General features: G+C 67.4%; 14 protein-coding genes. 8 read left to right on the top strand and 6 right to left on the bottom strand.

The features are described from left to right. Positions 1–676 precede the first annotated feature (676 nt). From Q0Q47_RS25370 to Q0Q47_RS25350, 5 genes are all read right to left on the bottom strand, one after another. A complete protein-coding gene (locus Q0Q47_RS25370; protein WP_293866785.1) occupies positions 677–1,093 on the bottom strand; it encodes a F0F1 ATP synthase subunit epsilon in 417 nt (138 codons plus the stop codon). A gap of 66 nt (positions 1,094–1,159) precedes the next feature. Continuing rightward, on the bottom strand, positions 1,160–2,599 hold the full coding sequence (gene atpD / locus Q0Q47_RS25365) for a F0F1 ATP synthase subunit beta (RefSeq protein WP_293866782.1): 1,440 nt from the start codon (positions 2,597–2,599) through the stop codon (positions 1,160–1,162). Between the two features lie 20 nt (positions 2,600–2,619). Further along, complete coding sequence (locus Q0Q47_RS25360; protein ID WP_293866779.1) at positions 2,620–3,498, bottom strand: F0F1 ATP synthase subunit gamma; 879 nt, start codon at positions 3,496–3,498, stop codon at positions 2,620–2,622. A 39-nt stretch (positions 3,499–3,537) separates the two neighbouring features. Then, positions 3,538–5,067, bottom strand: a complete 1,530-nt coding sequence (gene atpA, locus Q0Q47_RS25355) for a F0F1 ATP synthase subunit alpha (protein WP_293866776.1) — start codon at positions 5,065–5,067, stop codon at positions 3,538–3,540. Next, on the bottom strand, positions 5,067–5,627 hold the full coding sequence (locus tag Q0Q47_RS25350) for a F0F1 ATP synthase subunit delta (protein WP_293866773.1): 561 nt from the start codon (positions 5,625–5,627) through the stop codon (positions 5,067–5,069). Before Q0Q47_RS25350 ends, atpA begins: the two co-directional genes overlap by 1 nt. Before the next feature lie 320 nt (positions 5,628–5,947). Between Q0Q47_RS25350 and Q0Q47_RS25345 the strand changes: the two genes are divergently transcribed. Then, on the top strand, positions 5,948–6,157 hold the full coding sequence (locus tag Q0Q47_RS25345; RefSeq protein ID WP_293866770.1) for a hypothetical protein: 210 nt from the start codon (positions 5,948–5,950) through the stop codon (positions 6,155–6,157). Beyond that, complete coding sequence (locus Q0Q47_RS25340) at positions 6,144–6,470, top strand: type II toxin-antitoxin system PemK/MazF family toxin (RefSeq protein WP_293866767.1); 327 nt, start codon at positions 6,144–6,146, stop codon at positions 6,468–6,470. The genes Q0Q47_RS25345 and Q0Q47_RS25340 overlap by 14 nt, the downstream gene beginning before the upstream one ends. Positions 6,471–6,487: 17 nt before the next feature. Here Q0Q47_RS25340 and Q0Q47_RS25335 read toward each other — a convergent pair whose 3' ends face one another. Continuing rightward, positions 6,488–8,704: a primosomal protein N' gene (locus Q0Q47_RS25335; protein WP_293866764.1), complete on the bottom strand. Its 2,217-nt coding sequence runs from the start codon at positions 8,702–8,704 to the stop codon at positions 6,488–6,490. A 423-nt stretch (positions 8,705–9,127) separates the two neighbouring features. Here Q0Q47_RS25335 and mdh point away from each other — a divergent pair, with 423 nt between their 5' ends. The 6 genes from mdh to Q0Q47_RS25305 form a co-directional block, all read left to right on the top strand. After that, complete coding sequence (gene mdh, locus Q0Q47_RS25330; RefSeq protein ID WP_293866761.1) at positions 9,128–10,090, top strand: malate dehydrogenase; 963 nt, start codon at positions 9,128–9,130, stop codon at positions 10,088–10,090. A 105-nt stretch (positions 10,091–10,195) separates the two neighbouring features. Continuing rightward, complete coding sequence (gene sucC / locus Q0Q47_RS25325) at positions 10,196–11,389, top strand: ADP-forming succinate--CoA ligase subunit beta (RefSeq protein WP_293866758.1); 1,194 nt, start codon at positions 10,196–10,198, stop codon at positions 11,387–11,389. Position 11,390: 1 nt separating this feature from the next. Next, positions 11,391–11,597, top strand: a complete 207-nt coding sequence (locus tag Q0Q47_RS25320) for a 4-oxalocrotonate tautomerase family protein (RefSeq protein ID WP_293866755.1) — start codon at positions 11,391–11,393, stop codon at positions 11,595–11,597. Continuing rightward, positions 11,597–12,481, top strand: coding sequence for a succinate--CoA ligase subunit alpha (gene sucD / locus Q0Q47_RS25315; protein ID WP_293866752.1), 885 nt, complete (start codon positions 11,597–11,599; stop codon positions 12,479–12,481). The genes Q0Q47_RS25320 and sucD overlap by 1 nt, the downstream gene beginning before the upstream one ends. 155 nt (positions 12,482–12,636) lie before the next feature. Next, the gene (locus Q0Q47_RS25310) at positions 12,637–15,609 is read left to right on the top strand and encodes a 2-oxoglutarate dehydrogenase E1 component (RefSeq protein ID WP_293866749.1); all 2,973 of its coding nucleotides are present in this window, start codon (positions 12,637–12,639) and stop codon (positions 15,607–15,609) included. Positions 15,610–15,743: 134 nt separating this feature from the next. Beyond that, positions 15,744–16,540, top strand: a 797-nt coding sequence (locus tag Q0Q47_RS25305) for a biotin/lipoyl-containing protein (protein ID WP_293866746.1), incomplete at its 3' end; no start/stop codon positions are given.

Below are 16,540 nucleotides of genomic sequence, written 5' to 3'. Positions count from 1 at the left end.
GGTAAGCCGGAGGCACTCGCGTGGCGCGCTCGAAGTCGATCCAACAGGGAATTAGCGGTAGATGGCCGGTCCGCAGAAACTGAAGTTGCCTAGGGGCAAATCGGCGATCGAAGGCAGCGGGAGAATGACTAAACTGCCCAGGAGCCTAAAAATAGAATGAAATCCTACCAAAAAGGGAGGATCTCATGAATTGGTCGGATCTAGTTCTCGGTAGCAGCTACGTGGGCATCGCCGCACTCGAGTACAGGCTTATGCATCGTCAGAGTAATCCCATGCTGGCGATCATGGAGCGTACCAAGCAGCTGTTTATGTGCACCGTTGGGGCATCGTACATTGCACACGCCGGCTTCGTGGAAGAGCTCGCGGCGGCCTTCGTTCGATAGCGCGCATTCACGTCATGGCCGTCGAATTACATCGGCGGCCATGACGTTTGCCCCAGTGTACGCGCTAAGACACGGCGAACGGCCGGATAAACAGTTCCGGTGATTCCAGAACAGGATAAATTCTAGCGATGTGGACGGCTCGTGCACTGTTGTAGTCGGACGCGCTCGCATGGGTGTTGCCGGCGGCGAGCGCGTTGCCGGATCGAGGCGACAGTCCTCTCCGAGCCGCGGGTGATAGGAACCACTAGCCCAGCGGCAAGAGTGTCCGGAGCGGCCCGGGATCTGAAGGACGATCAGTGCAGGTGCGTGCGCGACAGGAAGGCGTCACGAACTTCGAGGAGCTGCGCGAGCTTCTCGGCGGCGACGCGGCGGCCTTCGTCGGTCGTCGCGTCGGCGAATTCCTTCTCGGCGGCCTTCACCTCGGCGGCGATGACCTCGTCGGTCACCTCTTCCACCGGCACGGCCTGCTCGGCGAGGATCGTCAGGCCGTTCGCCGACACCTCGGCGAAGCCCCCGCGCACGAAGAGCCGCTGCGTGGCGCCCTTCTCGTCGGTGACGACGGCCACGCCGGGGCGCAGCGTCGCCATGACGGGCGCGTGATCCTTGAGCACGGCGAAGTCACCCTCGGTGCCCGGAACCACGACCTGCTGAACCGGGCCCGAGAAGAGCAGGCGCTCCGGCGAGACGAGTTCGAAATTGAAAGTGGCCATCGCCCTGTACCTCGTAGTCCCTCAGCCCGGCCGGCCCATGCCGCCCGGGCGTCTGGACGTTGGACCTTACGCGGCCTCGGCGGCCAGGCGCTGGGCCTTCTCGATGGCTTCCTCGATGGTGCCGACCATGTAGAAGGCCGCCTCGGGAAGATGATCGTACTTGCCTTCCACCAGGCCCTTGAAGCCCTTGATGGTGTCGGCGAGCGACACGAGCTTGCCCGGGGCGCCGGTGAACACTTCCGCCACGAAGAAGGGCTGCGACAGGAAGCGCTCGACCTTGCGGGCGCGGGCCACCGTCGTCTTGTCCTCTTCCGAGAGCTCGTCCATGCCCAGGATCGCGATGATGTCCTGGAGCGCCTTGTAGCGCTGCAGCGTCTGCTGCACCTGGCGGGCGACGGCGTAGTGCTCCTCGCCCACGACCAGCGGCGACAGCATGCGCGACGTGGAGTCGAGCGGGTCCACGGCCGGGTAGATGCCCTTTTCCGCGATCGAGCGCGACAGCACGGTCGTGGCGTCGAGATGGGCGAAGGAGGTGGCCGGAGCCGGGTCGGTCAGGTCGTCGGCCGGCACGTAGATGGCCTGCACCGAGGTGATCGAGCCCTTGGTCGTGGTGGTGATGCGCTCCTGCAGGGCACCCATGTCGGTGGCCAGCGTCGGCTGGTAGCCCACCGCGGACGGGATGCGGCCCAGGAGAGCGGACACTTCCGAGCCGGCCTGCGTGAAGCGGAAGATGTTGTCGACGAAGAACAGCACGTCCTGGCCTTCGGCATCGCGGAAGTACTCGGCGACGGTGAGGCCCGACAGCGCCACGCGGGCGCGGGCGCCCGGCGGCTCGTTCATCTGGCCGTACACCAGCGCCACCTTCGAGCCCGGACCGTCGAGCTTGATGACGCCGCCCTCGATCATCTCGTGATAGAGGTCGTTGCCCTCACGGGTACGCTCGCCGACGCCGGCGAACACCGACACGCCGCCGTGCGCCTTCGCGACGTTGTTGATCAGCTCCATGATCGTCACGGTCTTGCCCACGCCGGCGCCGCCGAACAGGCCGATCTTGCCGCCCTTGGCGTAGGGAGCGAGCAGGTCCACGACCTTGATGCCCGTCTCGAGGATCTGCGCCTCGGTGGACTGGTCGGCGTAGGAGGGCGCCGGAGCGTGGATGGGGCGCAGGCCTTCCATCTCGACCGGGCCGGCCTCGTCGATCGGCTCGCCGATGACGTTGATGATGCGGCCGAGCGTACCGTCGCCCACCGGCACCTGGATCGGGCGGCCGGTGTCGGTGACCGCCTGGCCGCGGACCAGGCCTTCGGTGGTGTCCATCGAGATGCAGCGCACCGAGGACTCGCCGAGGTGCTGGGCGACCTCGAGCACCAGGCGCTGACCGTTGTTGGTGGTCTCGAGCGCGTTCAGGATCTCGGGAAGGTGGCCGTCGAACTGGACGTCGACGACGGCGCCGATCACCTGAGTGACGCGTCCCGTAGCGACGCCTGCCTGAAAGGTGGTGGCCATGGATGTGTCCTCGGTCTGGCTCAGAGCGCTTCCGCGCCCGAAATGATTTCGATCAGTTCCTTGGTGATCATCGCCTGACGAGTCCTGTTGTAGGTCATCGTCTGCTTCTTGATCATCTCGCCGGCATTGCGCGTCGCGCTGTCCATGGCGCTCATGCGAGCGCCCTGTTCGGATGCGGCATTCTCGAGCAGGGCCCGGAAGACCTGCACCGCGATGTTGCGCGGCAGCAGGCTGGCGAGGATCTCCTCCTCGCCGGGCTCGTAGTCATAGGCAGCCTGCGCCCCGGTCGCCGCCGCCTGGGCGGGGATTTCGGCCGGGATCACCTGCTGGGCGGTCGGGATCTGCGCGATGACGCTGCGGAACCGCGAGAAGAAGATCGTGGCGACGTCGAACTCGCCCGCCTCGAACATCGTGATAATCTTGCGGGCGATCGGGTCGGCCGTGCCGAAGCCCAGCGTGCGAACCGCGCGCAGATCGATGAAGTCGATGATCTGCTTGGCGAACTGGCGACGCAGGAGGTCGTAGCCCTTCTTGCCGACGCAGATGATCTTGACCGTCTTGCCCTGGGACAGGAGCAGGTTGGCCCGGTCGCGCGCCAGACGGGCGATCGACGAGTTGAACGCGCCGCACAGGCCACGCTCGGCCGTGAACACGACGAGCAGGTGCACGTCGCTGCGGCCGTTCCCGGCGAGCAGCGCCGGAGCGCCGGGCGAGCCTGCGACGCCGGCCGCCACGTTCGCCAGCACGGCGCTCATCCGCTCGGCGAACGGGCGCGCGGCCTCGGCCGCCGTCTGGGCACGGCGGAGCTTCGCCGCCGCGACCATCTGCATGGCCTTGGTGATCTTCTGCGTCGCCTTGACCGAGGCGATGCGGTTGCGCAGGTCCTTCAGCGAAGCCATGGCTCGCGCCTACCTCTCAGGTTCGGGCCGCTCGCGGGCTCAGCTGAACGACTTGGCGAACGCGTCGACCACGTCCTTGAGCTTCTTGGCGGTGTCGTCCGACAGGTCCTTCGACGTGCGGATGGCCTCCAGGATGCCGGAGTGCGTGGTCTTCAGCGTGCCGAGCAGACCGTCCTGGAACGCGCGGACGCGGTTCACGGGCAGCGGATCGAGATAGCCGTTCACGCCGGCGTAGATCACCGCGACCTGCTCTTCCATCTGCAGCGGCGAGAACTGCGGCTGCTTCAGGAGCTCGGTCAGGCGGGCGCCGCGGTTGAGCAGGCGCTGCGTGGTGGCGTCGAGGTCGCCGCCGAACTGGGCGAAGGCGGCCATCTCGCGGTACTGGGCGAGCTCGCCCTTGATCTTGCCCGCGACCTTCTTCATCGCCTTCGTCTGGGCCGAGGAGCCCACGCGCGACACCGAGAGGCCGACGTTCACCGCCGGGCGGATGCCCTGGTAGAACAGGTCCGTCTCCAGGAAGATCTGGCCGTCGGTGATCGAGATCACGTTCGTCGGGATGTAGGCCGACACGTCGTTGGCCTGCGTCTCGATGACCGGCAGCGCCGTGAGCGAGCCCGAGCCTTCGGTCTTGTTCAGCTTGGCGGCGCGCTCGAGCAGGCGGCTGTGCAGGTAGAACACGTCGCCGGGATAGGCTTCGCGGCCCGGCGGGCGGCGCAGCAGCAGCGACATCTGGCGGTACGCGACGGCCTGCTTCGACAGGTCGTCATAGATGATGACGGCATGCATGCCGTTGTCGCGGAAATACTCGCCCATGGTGCAGCCGGTGAACGGCGCCAGGAACTGCATCGGGGCCGGGTCGGAAGCCGTGGCCGCCACGATGATCGAGTATTCCAGGGCGCCCTGCTCCTCGAGCACCTTCACGAACTGCGCGACCGTGGAGCGCTTCTGGCCGATGGCGACGTAGACGCAGTAGAGCTTGGCGCTCTCGTCGCCCGACTGGTTGATCGCCTTCTGGTTCAGGATCGTGTCGAGCGCGATCGCGGTCTTGCCGGTCTGGCGGTCGCCGATGATCAGCTCGCGCTGGCCGCGGCCGATCGGGATCAGCGCGTCGACGGCCTTGAGGCCGGTCGACATCGGCTCGTGCACCGACTGGCGCGGAATGATGCCGGGCGCCTTGACGTCCACGCGCATGCGCTTCTCGGCGACGATCGGGCCCTTGCCGTCGATCGGGTTGCCGAGGGCGTCGACGACGCGGCCGAGCAGGCCCTTGCCGACGGGGGCGTCCACGATGGCGCCCGTGCGCTTCACCGTCTGGCCTTCCTTGATGTCTCGGTCGGAGCCGAAGATCACGATACCGACGTTGTCGGTCTCGAGGTTCAGCGCCATGCCGCGGACGCCGTTCTCGAACTCGACCATCTCGCCCGCCTGGACGTTGTCGAGCCCGTAGGCGCGGGCGATGCCGTCACCGACGGACAGCACCTGGCCAACTTCGGTGACCTCGGCCTCGGACCCGAAATTCTTGATCTGGTCCTTGAGGATCGCGGAGATTTCTGCGGCGCGGATGTCCATCAGCCGACCTCTTTCATCGCGGTACGAATGCCGTTGAGTTTGGTACGCAGCGAAGCGTCGACCATCTTGGAGCCGAGCTTCACCACAAGTCCGCCGATGATCGCAGGATCGACCTTCACGTCGATCTCCACGCCTTCACCGGCCACGTCCTTCAGAGCCTGCTTGATCTCGCCCAGCACCCTCTCGGAGGGCTGGTCGGCGACCGTCACCTGGGCGCGAACCACGCCGCGGGAGCTGTCGACGAGCGCGCCATAGGCCCGCACCATGTCGCTCACCGCGAAGAGGCGCCGCTTGGCCGCCACGAGTCGCAGGAAATTGGCGGCGAGCCCGCCGATGCCCAGCTTCTCCAGGATCGGGCCGAGCGCCTTCGTCTGCTCCTCGGCGGTGAACACCGGGCTGCGCACGAAGCGCTCGACGTCGGGCTGCGTCGCGATGACCTGGGCGAAGCGATCGAGGTCCGCCTTCACCGCGTCGATCGAACCGGCCTCCTGGGCCAGTTCGAACAGCGCCGTGGCGTAACGCCCCGCTACTCCCGAAACGATCGTGTTCTCTTGAGCCACCGGCCGTCTCTCGAATGATTGTCCCGACTTCGGTGCCAAGACGCCGCACCCGCAAGCGGGAAGGCCGGTCGTGACGCCACCGTCTGGAGTGGAACCGAACCTCGCCGAAACACCCCACGCACGCGTGGAAAGTCCCTTGCAGAAGGTCCGAAAGGCGGGGGTGACCTAGCATGAGTGTTACAGCCGCGCAACCCGAACGGACCCGCCGAAGGAGCGACTTTAGGTGGGCGGCGGAGCGGGTGTGACTTGCCCGACGCCAACCCTGCCCCTACACTCTGTATGCATAGCTGTATGCATTGGAGGTTGTGGTGCAGAAGCGCATGACCATCAGCATAGACGCCGAGGTGTACGATGGGCTCGTCAGGGTCATCGGTCGCCGCAGGATCAGCGGCTTTCTCGAAGACCTTGCGCGACCCTACGTGGTCCAGGGATCCCTCGAGACGGCCTATGCCGAGATGGCTCGCGACGAGCAGAGAGAAGCCGAGGCGCTGGAATGGGCGGAAGGCCTGATCGGCGATGCGGCGAGGTGAAGTCTGGTGGGTTGATTTCGAGCCCGCCCGCGGTGGAGAAATCCGCAAGACCCGCCCTGCGGTCATCGTCAGCAATGATGCTTCCAATACGGCGCTCAACCGCGTTCAGGTCGTCCTACTGACGAGCAACACGAGCCGGATTTATCCCTGCGAAGCTCTCGTCAGCATTCAGGGAAAGCCAAGCAAGGCTTTGGCCGATCAGCTGACGACCGCCGCGAAGGAGCGATTCTCGAGCAGGCTCGGGGCTCTCTCGGCATCCGATCTCGCCGGGGTCGAGCGCGCGATCCGAACGCAGCTTGGTCTGATCGAATGACGTAGCGGTAGCAGTCCTTACAAAAAGCTCATCGGGTCCACGTCCACGGCCACGCGCACGCTCCCCGTCGTCTTCGGCGCCCGCGCGAGCCAGCCGCGCAGCCAGTCCTGGAGGGGAAACTCGCGGGCCGTCTTCACCAGGAGGCGGAACCGGTGCCGGCCCCTGACCACCGCGAGCGGTGCTTCGGCGGGGCCGAGCACCATGACGTCGGGATGCTCGCCGGCGCAGCGGGCCAGGGCCCGCGCATGGCTCTCGGCGGAGGGGCGGTCGGTCGCCGAGACGATCAGCGCCGCGAGCCGGCCGAAGGGCGGCAGGCCGGCGCTTTCGCGCAGCCGCGTCTCCTCATTGTAGAAGCGCTCCACGTCGCCGGAGATCAGCGCCTTCATCACCGGGTGGTCCGGCTGGTGCGTCTGGATCAGGGCCCGGCCGGCCGTGTTGCCGCGCCCCGCGCGTCCCGTCACCTGCTGCAGCACCTGGAAGGTACGCTCGGCGGCGCGCGGATCGCCGGAGGCGAGGCCGATGTCGCCGTCGACCACGCCCACGAGCGACAGGAACGGGAAATTGTGCCCCTTGGCGACCAGTTGGGTGCCGATGACGATGCGGAACTCGCCGGCCGCCACCGCGTCCAGTTCGCGCCTCAGCCGCTCGGTACCGCCAGGAAAGTCGGACGACAGCACGAGCGCGCGGTGGCCGGGAAAGCGCTCGGCCACCTCCTCGGCCAGGCGCTCCACGCCGGGGCCGCAGGCCGCGAGGCTGTCGGCGGCGCCGCATTCCGGGCAGGTCTCGGGCCGACGCTCGATGTGGCCGCAGTGGTGGCACACCAGAGCGCGGCGGAAGCGGTGCTCGACGAGCCAGGCGGTGCAGTTCGGGCACTGGAACCGATGGCCGCAGGCCTTGCACAGCGTCAGCGGCGCATAGCCGCGCCTGTTGAGATAGAGCAGGGCCTGCTCGCCGGCCTCCAGCGTCCGGGTCACCTCCTGCACCAGCCTGGGGGCAAGCCACTGGCCGCGCTCCGGCCCCGCCGTCCTGAGGTCGATGGCCGAGATGGAGGGAAGCGCACGCCCGCCGAAGCGCGATTCGAGTCGCACGTGCCGGTAGCGGCCGCGCTGCGCGTTCACACGGCTTTCGATCGAGGGGGTCGCCGAGGCGAGCACCACCGGCGCGCCTTCGATCTGGCCGCGCACGACCGCCATGTCCCGGGCGTGGTAGTGCACGCCGTCTTCCTGCTTGTAGGCCGCCTCGTGCTCCTCGTCGACCACCACGAGCCCGAGGTCTCGGAACGGCAGGAACAGGGCCGACCGCGCCCCGGCGACGACGAGCGCCTCGCCCGAGGCCACGGCCGCATGGGTGCGCTCGCGCCGCCGGCCCGCCACGCCCGAATGCCACTCCGCCGGCCGCACGCCGAAACGGCGCGTGAATCGATCCAGGAACTGCCCCGTCAAGGCGATTTCCGGCATCAGGATGAGCGACTGGCGCCCCATCCTCACCGCTTCGGCCACCGCCTCGAAATAGACCTCGGTCTTGCCCGAGCCGGTCACGCCTTCCAAAAGCGTCACCCCGAAGCGGCGGGCGGCGACCGCCTGCGAGAGCACCGAGGCGGCCTCGGCCTGCCCGGCCTCCAGCGCGGTGACGGCGTAGGCGGGGTCCGGACGCGCGGCGATCGGGGGCGGCGGGATCCCGACGGGTTCCAGCGTTCCCTCGTCGACCAGGGCGTCGACGACGCCGACGCTCACGACCGCGGCCTCCGCCAGCGCGCGCTTGGAGAAGGCGACGCCGCCCTCCGCCGCCGCGATGACCCTGGCGCGGGCGGGCGTCATGCGGGCTGGCGGTGGACCGGCCAGCCGCACGCCGACCTGGATCCGCTCGGGCTCGTCGTTGGTGGGGCCGCGCAGGGCCATGCGCAGGACCATCCCGCGGGGAGCCAGCGTGTAGCGGGCCACCCATTCGACGAAGCGCCTCAGGTTCGCCGAGAGCGCGGGGCTGTCCACCCGCCCCGCGATCGCCTTCAGGTTCGACGCGCCGGCGGAGCTCTGTTCCCGGACCTCCCAGACCACGCCGGGCCACTCGCGCGGGCCGAACGGCACACGGACGACGTCGCCGGGGTCCACCGACAGGTGGGCTGGCACCGTATAGCTATAGGTCTGGTCGAGGCCCGTGGGGACGAGCACTTCTGCCACCGTCGGCCCGGCGCCCGGGATCGGGGTCGGCGCATCGTGCTCGTCATGCCTCTCCATGGGCATCGACTAGCAAAGATTCGGACGAGGCTCCACGGCGGAACCGACGGGCCTCGAAATCGTCACCGAGGCATGAACGGGATGGCTCGAATGCTCCCGCATGCGGCGAGGCGCAATGAAGCAAAGCTCCAGAATGCACTCCAGAAAGACGTTACAACTGACAGATTTCGTTTTTTGTAATGCCGCTTTCCAGGTCCGGAATGAGCGGCCGGCACGCCGCGCTCGCCACGAATATTTAAGTCCTTGCAAGGGCTTGCGAAGCGCCTGCGACGAAAGGCAAACGCTCGCGCAACGCTCCGCTTACGTCTTTCGCTCGACTTGCTGTGGTCACATCTTGGGGCTAAGGGGGGTCCGTTTCGGGGCGGGCGGTCCGTCCGGCCCGGCCCACTGACGAACCCGGACCCAATAGGAAAGCCTGGACCCATGGCGCGCAAGAAGATCGCTCTGATCGGTTCCGGCCAGATCGGCGGCACCCTCGCCCATCTCGCCGGATTGAAGGAACTCGGCGACATCGTTCTCTTCGACATCGCGGAAGGCGTGCCCCAGGGCAAGGGCCTCGACATTGCCGAGTCCTCCCCGGTCGACGGCTTCGACGCGAAGTTCTCCGGCGCCAACGGCTACGAGGCGATCGCCGGAGCCGACGTCGTGATCGTCACCGCCGGCGTGCCGCGCAAGCCCGGCATGAGCCGCGACGACCTGCTCGGCATCAACCTCAAGGTCATGGACCAGGTCGGCGCCGGTCTGAAGCAGTATGCTCCCAATGCCTTCGTCATCTGCATCACCAACCCGCTCGACGCGATGGTGTGGGCGCTGCAGAAGGCTTCGGGCCTGCCCAAGCACAAGGTCGTCGGCATGGCCGGCGTGCTCGACTCGGCCCGCTTCCGCTACTTCCTCGCCGAAGAGCTCGGCGTCTCCGTGCGCGACGTGCACGCCATGACGCTCGGCGGCCACGGCGACGACATGGTCCCGCTGGTCCGTCACTCCACCGTCGGTGGCGTGCCGTTGCCCGACCTCGTGAAGATGGGCTGGCTCACTCAGGCCAAGCTCGACGCCATCGTCGAGCGCACCCGCAAGGGCGGTGGCGAGATCGTCGCGCTGCTGAAGACCGGTTCGGCCTTCTACGCTCCGGCAGCCTCCGCCATCGCCATGGCCGAGAGCTACCTGAAGGACCAGAAGCGCATCCTGCCCTGCGCCGCCTACCTCAACGGCGAGTACGGCGTGAAGGACATGTATGTCGGCGTGCCGGTCCTCATCGGCGAGAACGGCGTCGAGAAGATCGTCGAGGTCGCCTTCGACGATGCCGAGAAGGCGATGTTCGCCAAGTCGGTCGAGGCCGTGAAGGGCCTCGTCGACGCCTGCAAGCAGATCAATCCCGCGTTCGCCTGAGACGGTGAGTAGCGAGTAGGGCGTAGCGAACAAGGGCGTCCGCGCCCGCCTGACCGCCCCCTACTCGCCATTCGCTACTCGCCAATCGCTCATAGCGAGGTTCCCATGAACATCCACGAATACCAGGGCAAGGCCGTCCTCAAGGAGTTCGGCGTGCCGGTCTCCAATGGCCGCGCCATCTTCAAGGCCGACGAGGCCGAGCAGGCGGCCAAGGACCTCGGCGGCCCGCTGTGGGTCGTGAAGTCCCAGATCCATGCCGGCGGTCGCGGCAAGGGCAAGTTCAAGGAAGCCTCGGCCGGCGAAAAGGGCGGCGTGCGCCTCGCCAAGTCGATCGACGAGGTGAAGCAGTTCGCCCGCGAGATGCTCGGCGCCACGCTGGTGACGATCCAGACGGGCCCGTCCGGCAAGCAGGTCAACCGCCTCTACATCGAGGACGGCTCCGACATCGCCAAGGAATTCTACCTGTCGATGCTGGTCGACCGCGTCACCTCGCGCATCTCCTTCGTGGTTTCCACCGAAGGCGGCATGAACATCGAGGACGTGGCCCACGACACGCCCGAGAAGATCATCACCTTCTCGGTCGACCCGGCCACCGGCGTCATGGCGCATCACGGCCGCCGCGTTGCCCAGGCGCTGGGCCTGTCCGGCGACCTCGCCAAGCAGGCCGAGAGCCTCGTGGCGAAGCTCTACACGGCGTTCGTGTCCAAGGACATGAGCATGCTGGAGATCAACCCGCTGATCGTCACCACCGACGGCAAGCTGCGCGCGCTCGACGCCAAGATCTCCTTCGACTCCAACGCCCTCTACCGGCACCCGGACGTCCTGGCGCTCCGCGACGAGACCGAAGAGGACGCCAAGGAGATCGAGGCCTCCAAGTACGACCTCAACTACATCACGCTCGACGGCACGATCGGCTGCATGGTCAACGGCGCCGGCCTCGCCATGGCGACGATGGACATCATCAAGCTCTACGGCGAGGCGCCTGCGAACTTCCTCGACGTCGGCGGCGGCGCCAGCAAGGAGAAGGTCACCGCGGCCTTCAAGATCATCACCGCCGATCCGAACGTGAAGGGCATCCTCATCAACATCTTCGGCGGCATCATGCGCTGCGACGTCATCGCCGAGGGCGTGATCGCCGCGGTGAAGGAAGTCGGCCTGAAGGTGCCGCTGGTGGTGCGCCTCGAGGGCACGAACGTCGATCTCGGCAAGAAGATCATCAGCGAGTCCGGCCTGAACGTCATCCCGGCCGACGACCTCGACGATGCCGCGCAGAAGATCGTGAAGGCGGTGAGGGGCTGACATGCCCTTCGTCAACATCAAGACGACGAAAACCAACCTCACCCGGGAAACCAAGGCGCAGATCGTGAAGGAGTTCAGCGAAACTCTCGTTCGCGTTCTGGGAAAGAAGCCCGAGAACATCCACATCGTCATCGACGTCGTCGACGACGAGGACTGGGGACACTCGGGCAAGCTGGTCGCCGAGACACGAAAGATTGCGAGGGGCTAATGTCCGTCCTCATCGACGCCAACACCAAGGTCATCTGCCAGGGCTTCACCGGCAAGAACGGGACCTTCCACTCCGAGCAGGCGCTCGCCTACGGCACCAAGATGGTCGGCGGCACGTCGCCGGGGAAGGGTGGCTCCACCCATCTCGGCCTGCCCGTCTTCGACACGGTCGCCGAGGCCCGCGACAAGACCGGGGCTGACGCCTCCGTCATCTACGTGCCCCCGGCGGGCGCGGCGGATGCGATCTGCGAGGCGATCCAGGCGGAGATCCCGCTCATCGTCTGCATCACCGAGGGCATCCCGGTCACCGACATGATCAAGGTGAAGCGGGCTCTGTCGGGCTCGAAGTCGCGCCTGATCGGCCCCAACTGCCCCGGCGTCATGACCGCCGGCGAGTGCAAGATCGGCATCATGCCGGGCAACATCTTCAAGAAGGGCTCGGTGGGCATCGTGTCGCGCTCCGGCACGCTGACCTACGAGGCGGTGTTCCAGACCACCCGCGAGGGCCTGGGCCAGACGACGGCCGTGGGCATCGGCGGCGATCCGGTGAAGGGCACCGAGTTCATCGAGGTGCTGGAGCTGTTCCTCGCCGACCCCAAGACCGAGTCGATCATCATGATCGGCGAGATCGGCGGCTCGGCCGAGGAAGACGCGGCCCAGTTCATCGCCGACGAGGCCAAGCGCGGCCGCAAGAAGCCGATGGTCGGCTTCATCGCCGGGCGCACGGCCCCTCCCGGCCGCCGCATGGGCCATGCCGGCGCCATCATCTCGGGCGGCAAGGGCGGTGCCGAGGACAAGATCGCGGCCATGGAGGCGGCGGGCATCCGCGTGTCGCCCTCCCCGGCCCGCCTCGGCAAGACGCTGGCCGAAGTGCTCAAGGGTTGAGAGCCCGAGCGAATAGCGAGTAGCGAATAGCGAGTGGTTCAGGGCGCCAGCGGGAAGCAGTTCGGACAGGAACGAGGCATCAAGACTTTTGCCTTATCCTGTTTGCTACTCGCTACTCGCTGGCCGCAACTAATCCCCGGCCGAGGACACGCCACATGGCACGCCAGGACCAGAACGACGCCTTCCTGCAGACCTCCTTCCTGTATGGCGCGAACGCCGCCTACATCGAGGACCTCTACGCGCGCTACCAGGAGAACCCCTCCTCGGTCGATGCCGAGTGGCAGGCCTTCTTCGGAGCGCTCAAGGACGACGGCGCCGCCATCGCCAAGAGCGCCAAGGGTGCCTCCTGGAAGAAGCCGAACTGGCCGGTCGCGGCCAACGGGGAACTCGTCTCCGCCCTCGACGGCAACTGGGGCCAGGTCGAAGAGATCGTCGCCGACAAGATCAAGGGCAAGGCCGAGGTCCTGCAGGCCAAGGGCGCCCCGGGCCTCTCGGACGCCGACATCCAGCGTGCGACCCGTGACTCGGTCCGCGCGTTGATGATGATCCGCGCCTATCGCATGCGCGGCCATCTGCATGCCCAGCTCGACCCGCTCGAGATCGAGCCGCTGAAGGACCATGAGGAGTTGCATCCCTCCTCCTACGGCTTCACCGAGGCCGACTGGGACCGCAAGATCTTCATCGACAACGTGCTGGGCCTGGAGCACGCCACGATCCGCGAGATGCTCGCGATCCTGAAGCGCACCTACTGCTCCACCATCGGCTACGAGTTCATGCACATCTCCAATCCGGCCGAGAAGGCCTGGATCCAGGAGCGCATCGAGGGGCCGGACAAGGAGATCGCCTTCACCCGCGAGGGCAAGCGCGCCATCCTCAACAAGCTCGTCGAGGCCGAGGGCTTCGAGAAGTTCATCGACGTCAAGTACACGGGCACGAAGCGCTTCGGCCTGGACGGCGCCGAGTCGCTGATCCCCGCGCTCGAGCAGATCATCAAGCGCGGCGGCAATCTCGGCGTGAAGGAGATCGTGTTCGGCATGGCCCATCGCGGCCGCCTGAACGTGCTCACCCAGGTGATGGCCAAGCCCCACCGCGCCCTGTTCCACGAGTTCAAGGGCGGCTCCTACGCCCCCTCGGACGTGGAGGGCTCGGGCGACGTGAAGTACCATCTCGGCGCGTCCTCGGACCGCACCTTCGACGGCAACAACGTCCACCTGTCGCTGACCGCCAACCCGTCGCACCTGGAGATCGTCGATCCCGTCGTGCTCGGCAAGGTGCGCGCCAAGCAGGACCAGCTCGGCGACATCGTCGAGCGCGCCAAGGTGATGCCGCTGCTGATCCACGGCGACGCGGCCTTCGCCGGCCAGGGCGTCGTGGCGGAGTGCCTGGGCCTCTCGGGCCTGAAGGGCCACCGGACCGGCGGCTCGGTGCACTTCATCATCAACAACCAGATCGGCTTCACGACCTATCCGCGCTATTCGCGGTCGTCGCCCTATCCGTCGGACGTGGCGAAGATGATCGAGGCGCCGATCTTCCACGTGAACGGTGACGATCCCGAAGCGGTGGTCTTCGCGGCCAAGGTCGCGACCGAGTTCCGTCAGAAGTTCCACAAGCCGGTCGTCATCGACATGTTCTGCTACCGGCGGTTCGGGCACAACGAGGGCGACGAGCCCGGCTTCACCCAGCCGCTGATGTACAAGAAGATCAAGTCGCAGCCGACGACGCTGGAGCTCTATTCCCGCAAGCTCGTCAGCGAGGCCGTGGTCACCGAGGGCGAGGTCGAGAAGATGCGCGCCGACTGGCGCCAGCGTCTCGAGGCCGAGTTCGAGGCCGGCCAGGCCTACAAGCCCAACAAGGCCGACTGGCTCGACGGTCGCTGGGCCGGCCTGAAGGCGATCAAGGAGAGCGAGGACGACGCGCGTCGCGGCCAGACCGGCATCGCGCTCGAGCGCCTGCGCCAGATCGGCGAGCGGATCACCAGGGCGCCCGATGGCTTCAACGTCCACCGCACGATCCAGCGCTTCCTCGACAACCGCCGCAAGGCGATCGAGACCGGCGAGGGCATCGACTGGGCGACCGGCGAGGCGCTGGCCTTCGGCTCGCTGCTCACGGAAGGCCACCCCGTGCGCCTGTCCGGCCAGGACTGCGAGCGCGGCACCTTCTCGCAGCGCCACTCGGTGCTGATCGACCAGGAGACCGAGGCCCGCTACACCCCGCTGAACAACATCGGCGAGGGCCAGTCCCGCTACGAGGTCATCAACTCGATGCTCTCGGAAGAGGCGGTGCTGGGCTTCGAGTACGGCTACTCGCTGTCGGAGCCGAACGCGCTCACCGCGTGGGAAGCCCAGTTCGGCGACTTCGCCAACGGCGCGCAGGTCGTGTTCGACCAGTTCGTGTCGTCTGGCGAGCGCAAGTGGCTGCGCATGTCGGGCCTCGTCTGCCTGCTGCCGCACGGCTACGAGGGGCAGGGTCCCGAGCACTCCTCGGCCCGTCTCGAGCGCTTCCTGCAGATGTGCGCCGAAGACAACATGCAGGTCGCCAACTGCACGACGCCGGCCAACTACTTCCACGTCCTGCGCCGGCAGCTGAAGCGCGACTTCCGCAAGCCCCTGATCCTGATGACGCCGAAGTCGCTGCTGCGCCACAAGCGCGCCGTGTCGCGGCTCGAGGAGATAGGCCCGGGCACCACGTTCCACCGCGTGTTGTGGGACGACGCCCAGCTGCTCAAGGGCGAGAAGATCAAGCTCGCCAAGGACAACAAGATCCGTCGCGTCGTCCTGTGCTCGGGCAAGGTCTACTACGACCTCTACGAGGAGCGGGAGAAGCGCGGCATCGACGACGTCTACCTCCTGCGCGTCGAGCAGCTCTATCCCTTCCCGGTGAAGGCGCTCGCCACCGAACTCGCCCGCTTCAAGAACGCGGACGTGGTGTGGTGCCAGGAAGAGCCCAAGAACATGGGGTCCTGGAGCTTCGTCGAGCCGTACCTGCGCTGGGTGCTGCAGCACGCCGGCACCAAGACGAAGGAACCGATCTACGCGGGACGGCCGGCCTCGGCCGCGACCGCGACCGGCCTGATGTCCAAGCATCTGGCCCAGCTGGCGGCCTTCCTCGAGGAGGTCTACGCCGCCTGATCCCGACCCGCCGGCGGCCCTGAAGCCAGGGCCGCCTGCCGACCGAGCCCCGAACTCCCGCCAGGCTCTCCGCCGCCGCGCAGGCTCCCCTGCCGCCGGAACGGCCCGGCTCCAGACGAGAGGTCCAAACGACCATGTCGACCGAAATCCGCGTCCCCACCCTCGGCGAATCCGTGACCGAGGCCACTATCGGCAAGTGGTTCAAGAAGCCCGGCGACGCCGTGAAGGCCGACGAGCCCCTGCTGGAGCTCGAGACCGACAAGGTCACGCTCGAGGTGAACGCGCCGGCTGCAGGCGTGCTCGCCGAGATCGTCGCGAAGGACGGGGACACGGTCGGCGTGGGCGCCCTGCTGGGCTCCATCGGCGCCGGTTCCGGCGCCGCCGCTCCCGCCCCGGCCGCCAAGGCCGAGGCACCCAAGGCCGCGCCCGCGCCGGCCCCCGCCGCCGCTCCCGCCAAGGCTCTGCCCGCCGACACGCCCCAGGCCCCCTCGGTGCAGCGCATCGCCTCGGAGACCGGCGTCGACCCGGCGTCCGTCGCGGGCTCCGGCAAGGACGGCCGCGTGACGAAGGGCGACATGTTGGCCGCGGTGGCGACCGCCGCTTCGGCGCCGGCAGCCGCCCCGGCTCCCGCGCCCGCCCAGGTGCGCGCGCCGTCGGTGGCCGAGGACGCCACCCGCGAGGAGCGGGTGCGCATGACCAAGCTGCGCCAGACCATCGCCCGCCGCCTGAAGGACGCCCAGAACACCGCCGCCATGCTGACGACCTTCAACGAGGTCGACATGGGCGCGGTGATGGCGCTGCGCGCCACCTACAAGGACGTGTTCGAGAAGAAGCACGGCACCAAGCTCGGCTTCATGGGCTTCTTCGTGAAGGCCTGCGTGCAGGCGCTGAAGGAGATCCCGGCCGTCAACGCCGAGATCGACGGCACCGA

Origin of the sequence: uncultured Alsobacter sp. (assembly GCF_945952055.1) — a bacterium.
In the GTDB taxonomy this organism is placed as follows: domain Bacteria; phylum Pseudomonadota; class Alphaproteobacteria; order Rhizobiales; family Beijerinckiaceae; genus Alsobacter.
The sequence above is the reverse complement of the archived record's forward strand: the minus strand, read 5'-3'. Positions and strand labels throughout refer to the sequence as shown.

Bases quoted from the DNA above. Each gene is read 5' to 3' on its own strand.
- sucD (WP_293866752.1), top strand. From the start codon at position 11,597: ATGTCCGTCCTCATCGACGCCAACACCAAGGTCATCTGCCAGGGCTTC.
- Q0Q47_RS25335 (WP_293866764.1), bottom strand. From the start codon at position 8,704: ATGGAGAGGCATGACGAGCACGATGCGCCGACCCCGATCCCGGGCGCC.
- Q0Q47_RS25345 (WP_293866770.1), top strand. From the start codon at position 5,948: ATGACCATCAGCATAGACGCCGAGGTGTACGATGGGCTCGTCAGGGTC.
- Q0Q47_RS25320 (WP_293866755.1), top strand. From the start codon at position 11,391: ATGCCCTTCGTCAACATCAAGACGACGAAAACCAACCTCACCCGGGAA.
- atpA (WP_293866776.1), bottom strand. From the start codon at position 5,067: ATGGACATCCGCGCCGCAGAAATCTCCGCGATCCTCAAGGACCAGATC.
- Q0Q47_RS25370 (WP_293866785.1), bottom strand. From the start codon at position 1,093: ATGGCCACTTTCAATTTCGAACTCGTCTCGCCGGAGCGCCTGCTCTTC.
- Q0Q47_RS25340 (WP_293866767.1), top strand. From the start codon at position 6,144: ATGCGGCGAGGTGAAGTCTGGTGGGTTGATTTCGAGCCCGCCCGCGGT.
- mdh (WP_293866761.1), top strand. From the start codon at position 9,128: ATGGCGCGCAAGAAGATCGCTCTGATCGGTTCCGGCCAGATCGGCGGC.
- Q0Q47_RS25310 (WP_293866749.1), top strand. From the start codon at position 12,637: ATGGCACGCCAGGACCAGAACGACGCCTTCCTGCAGACCTCCTTCCTG.
- sucC (WP_293866758.1), top strand. From the start codon at position 10,196: ATGAACATCCACGAATACCAGGGCAAGGCCGTCCTCAAGGAGTTCGGC.
- atpD (WP_293866782.1), bottom strand. From the start codon at position 2,599: ATGGCCACCACCTTTCAGGCAGGCGTCGCTACGGGACGCGTCACTCAG.
- Q0Q47_RS25360 (WP_293866779.1), bottom strand. From the start codon at position 3,498: ATGGCTTCGCTGAAGGACCTGCGCAACCGCATCGCCTCGGTCAAGGCG.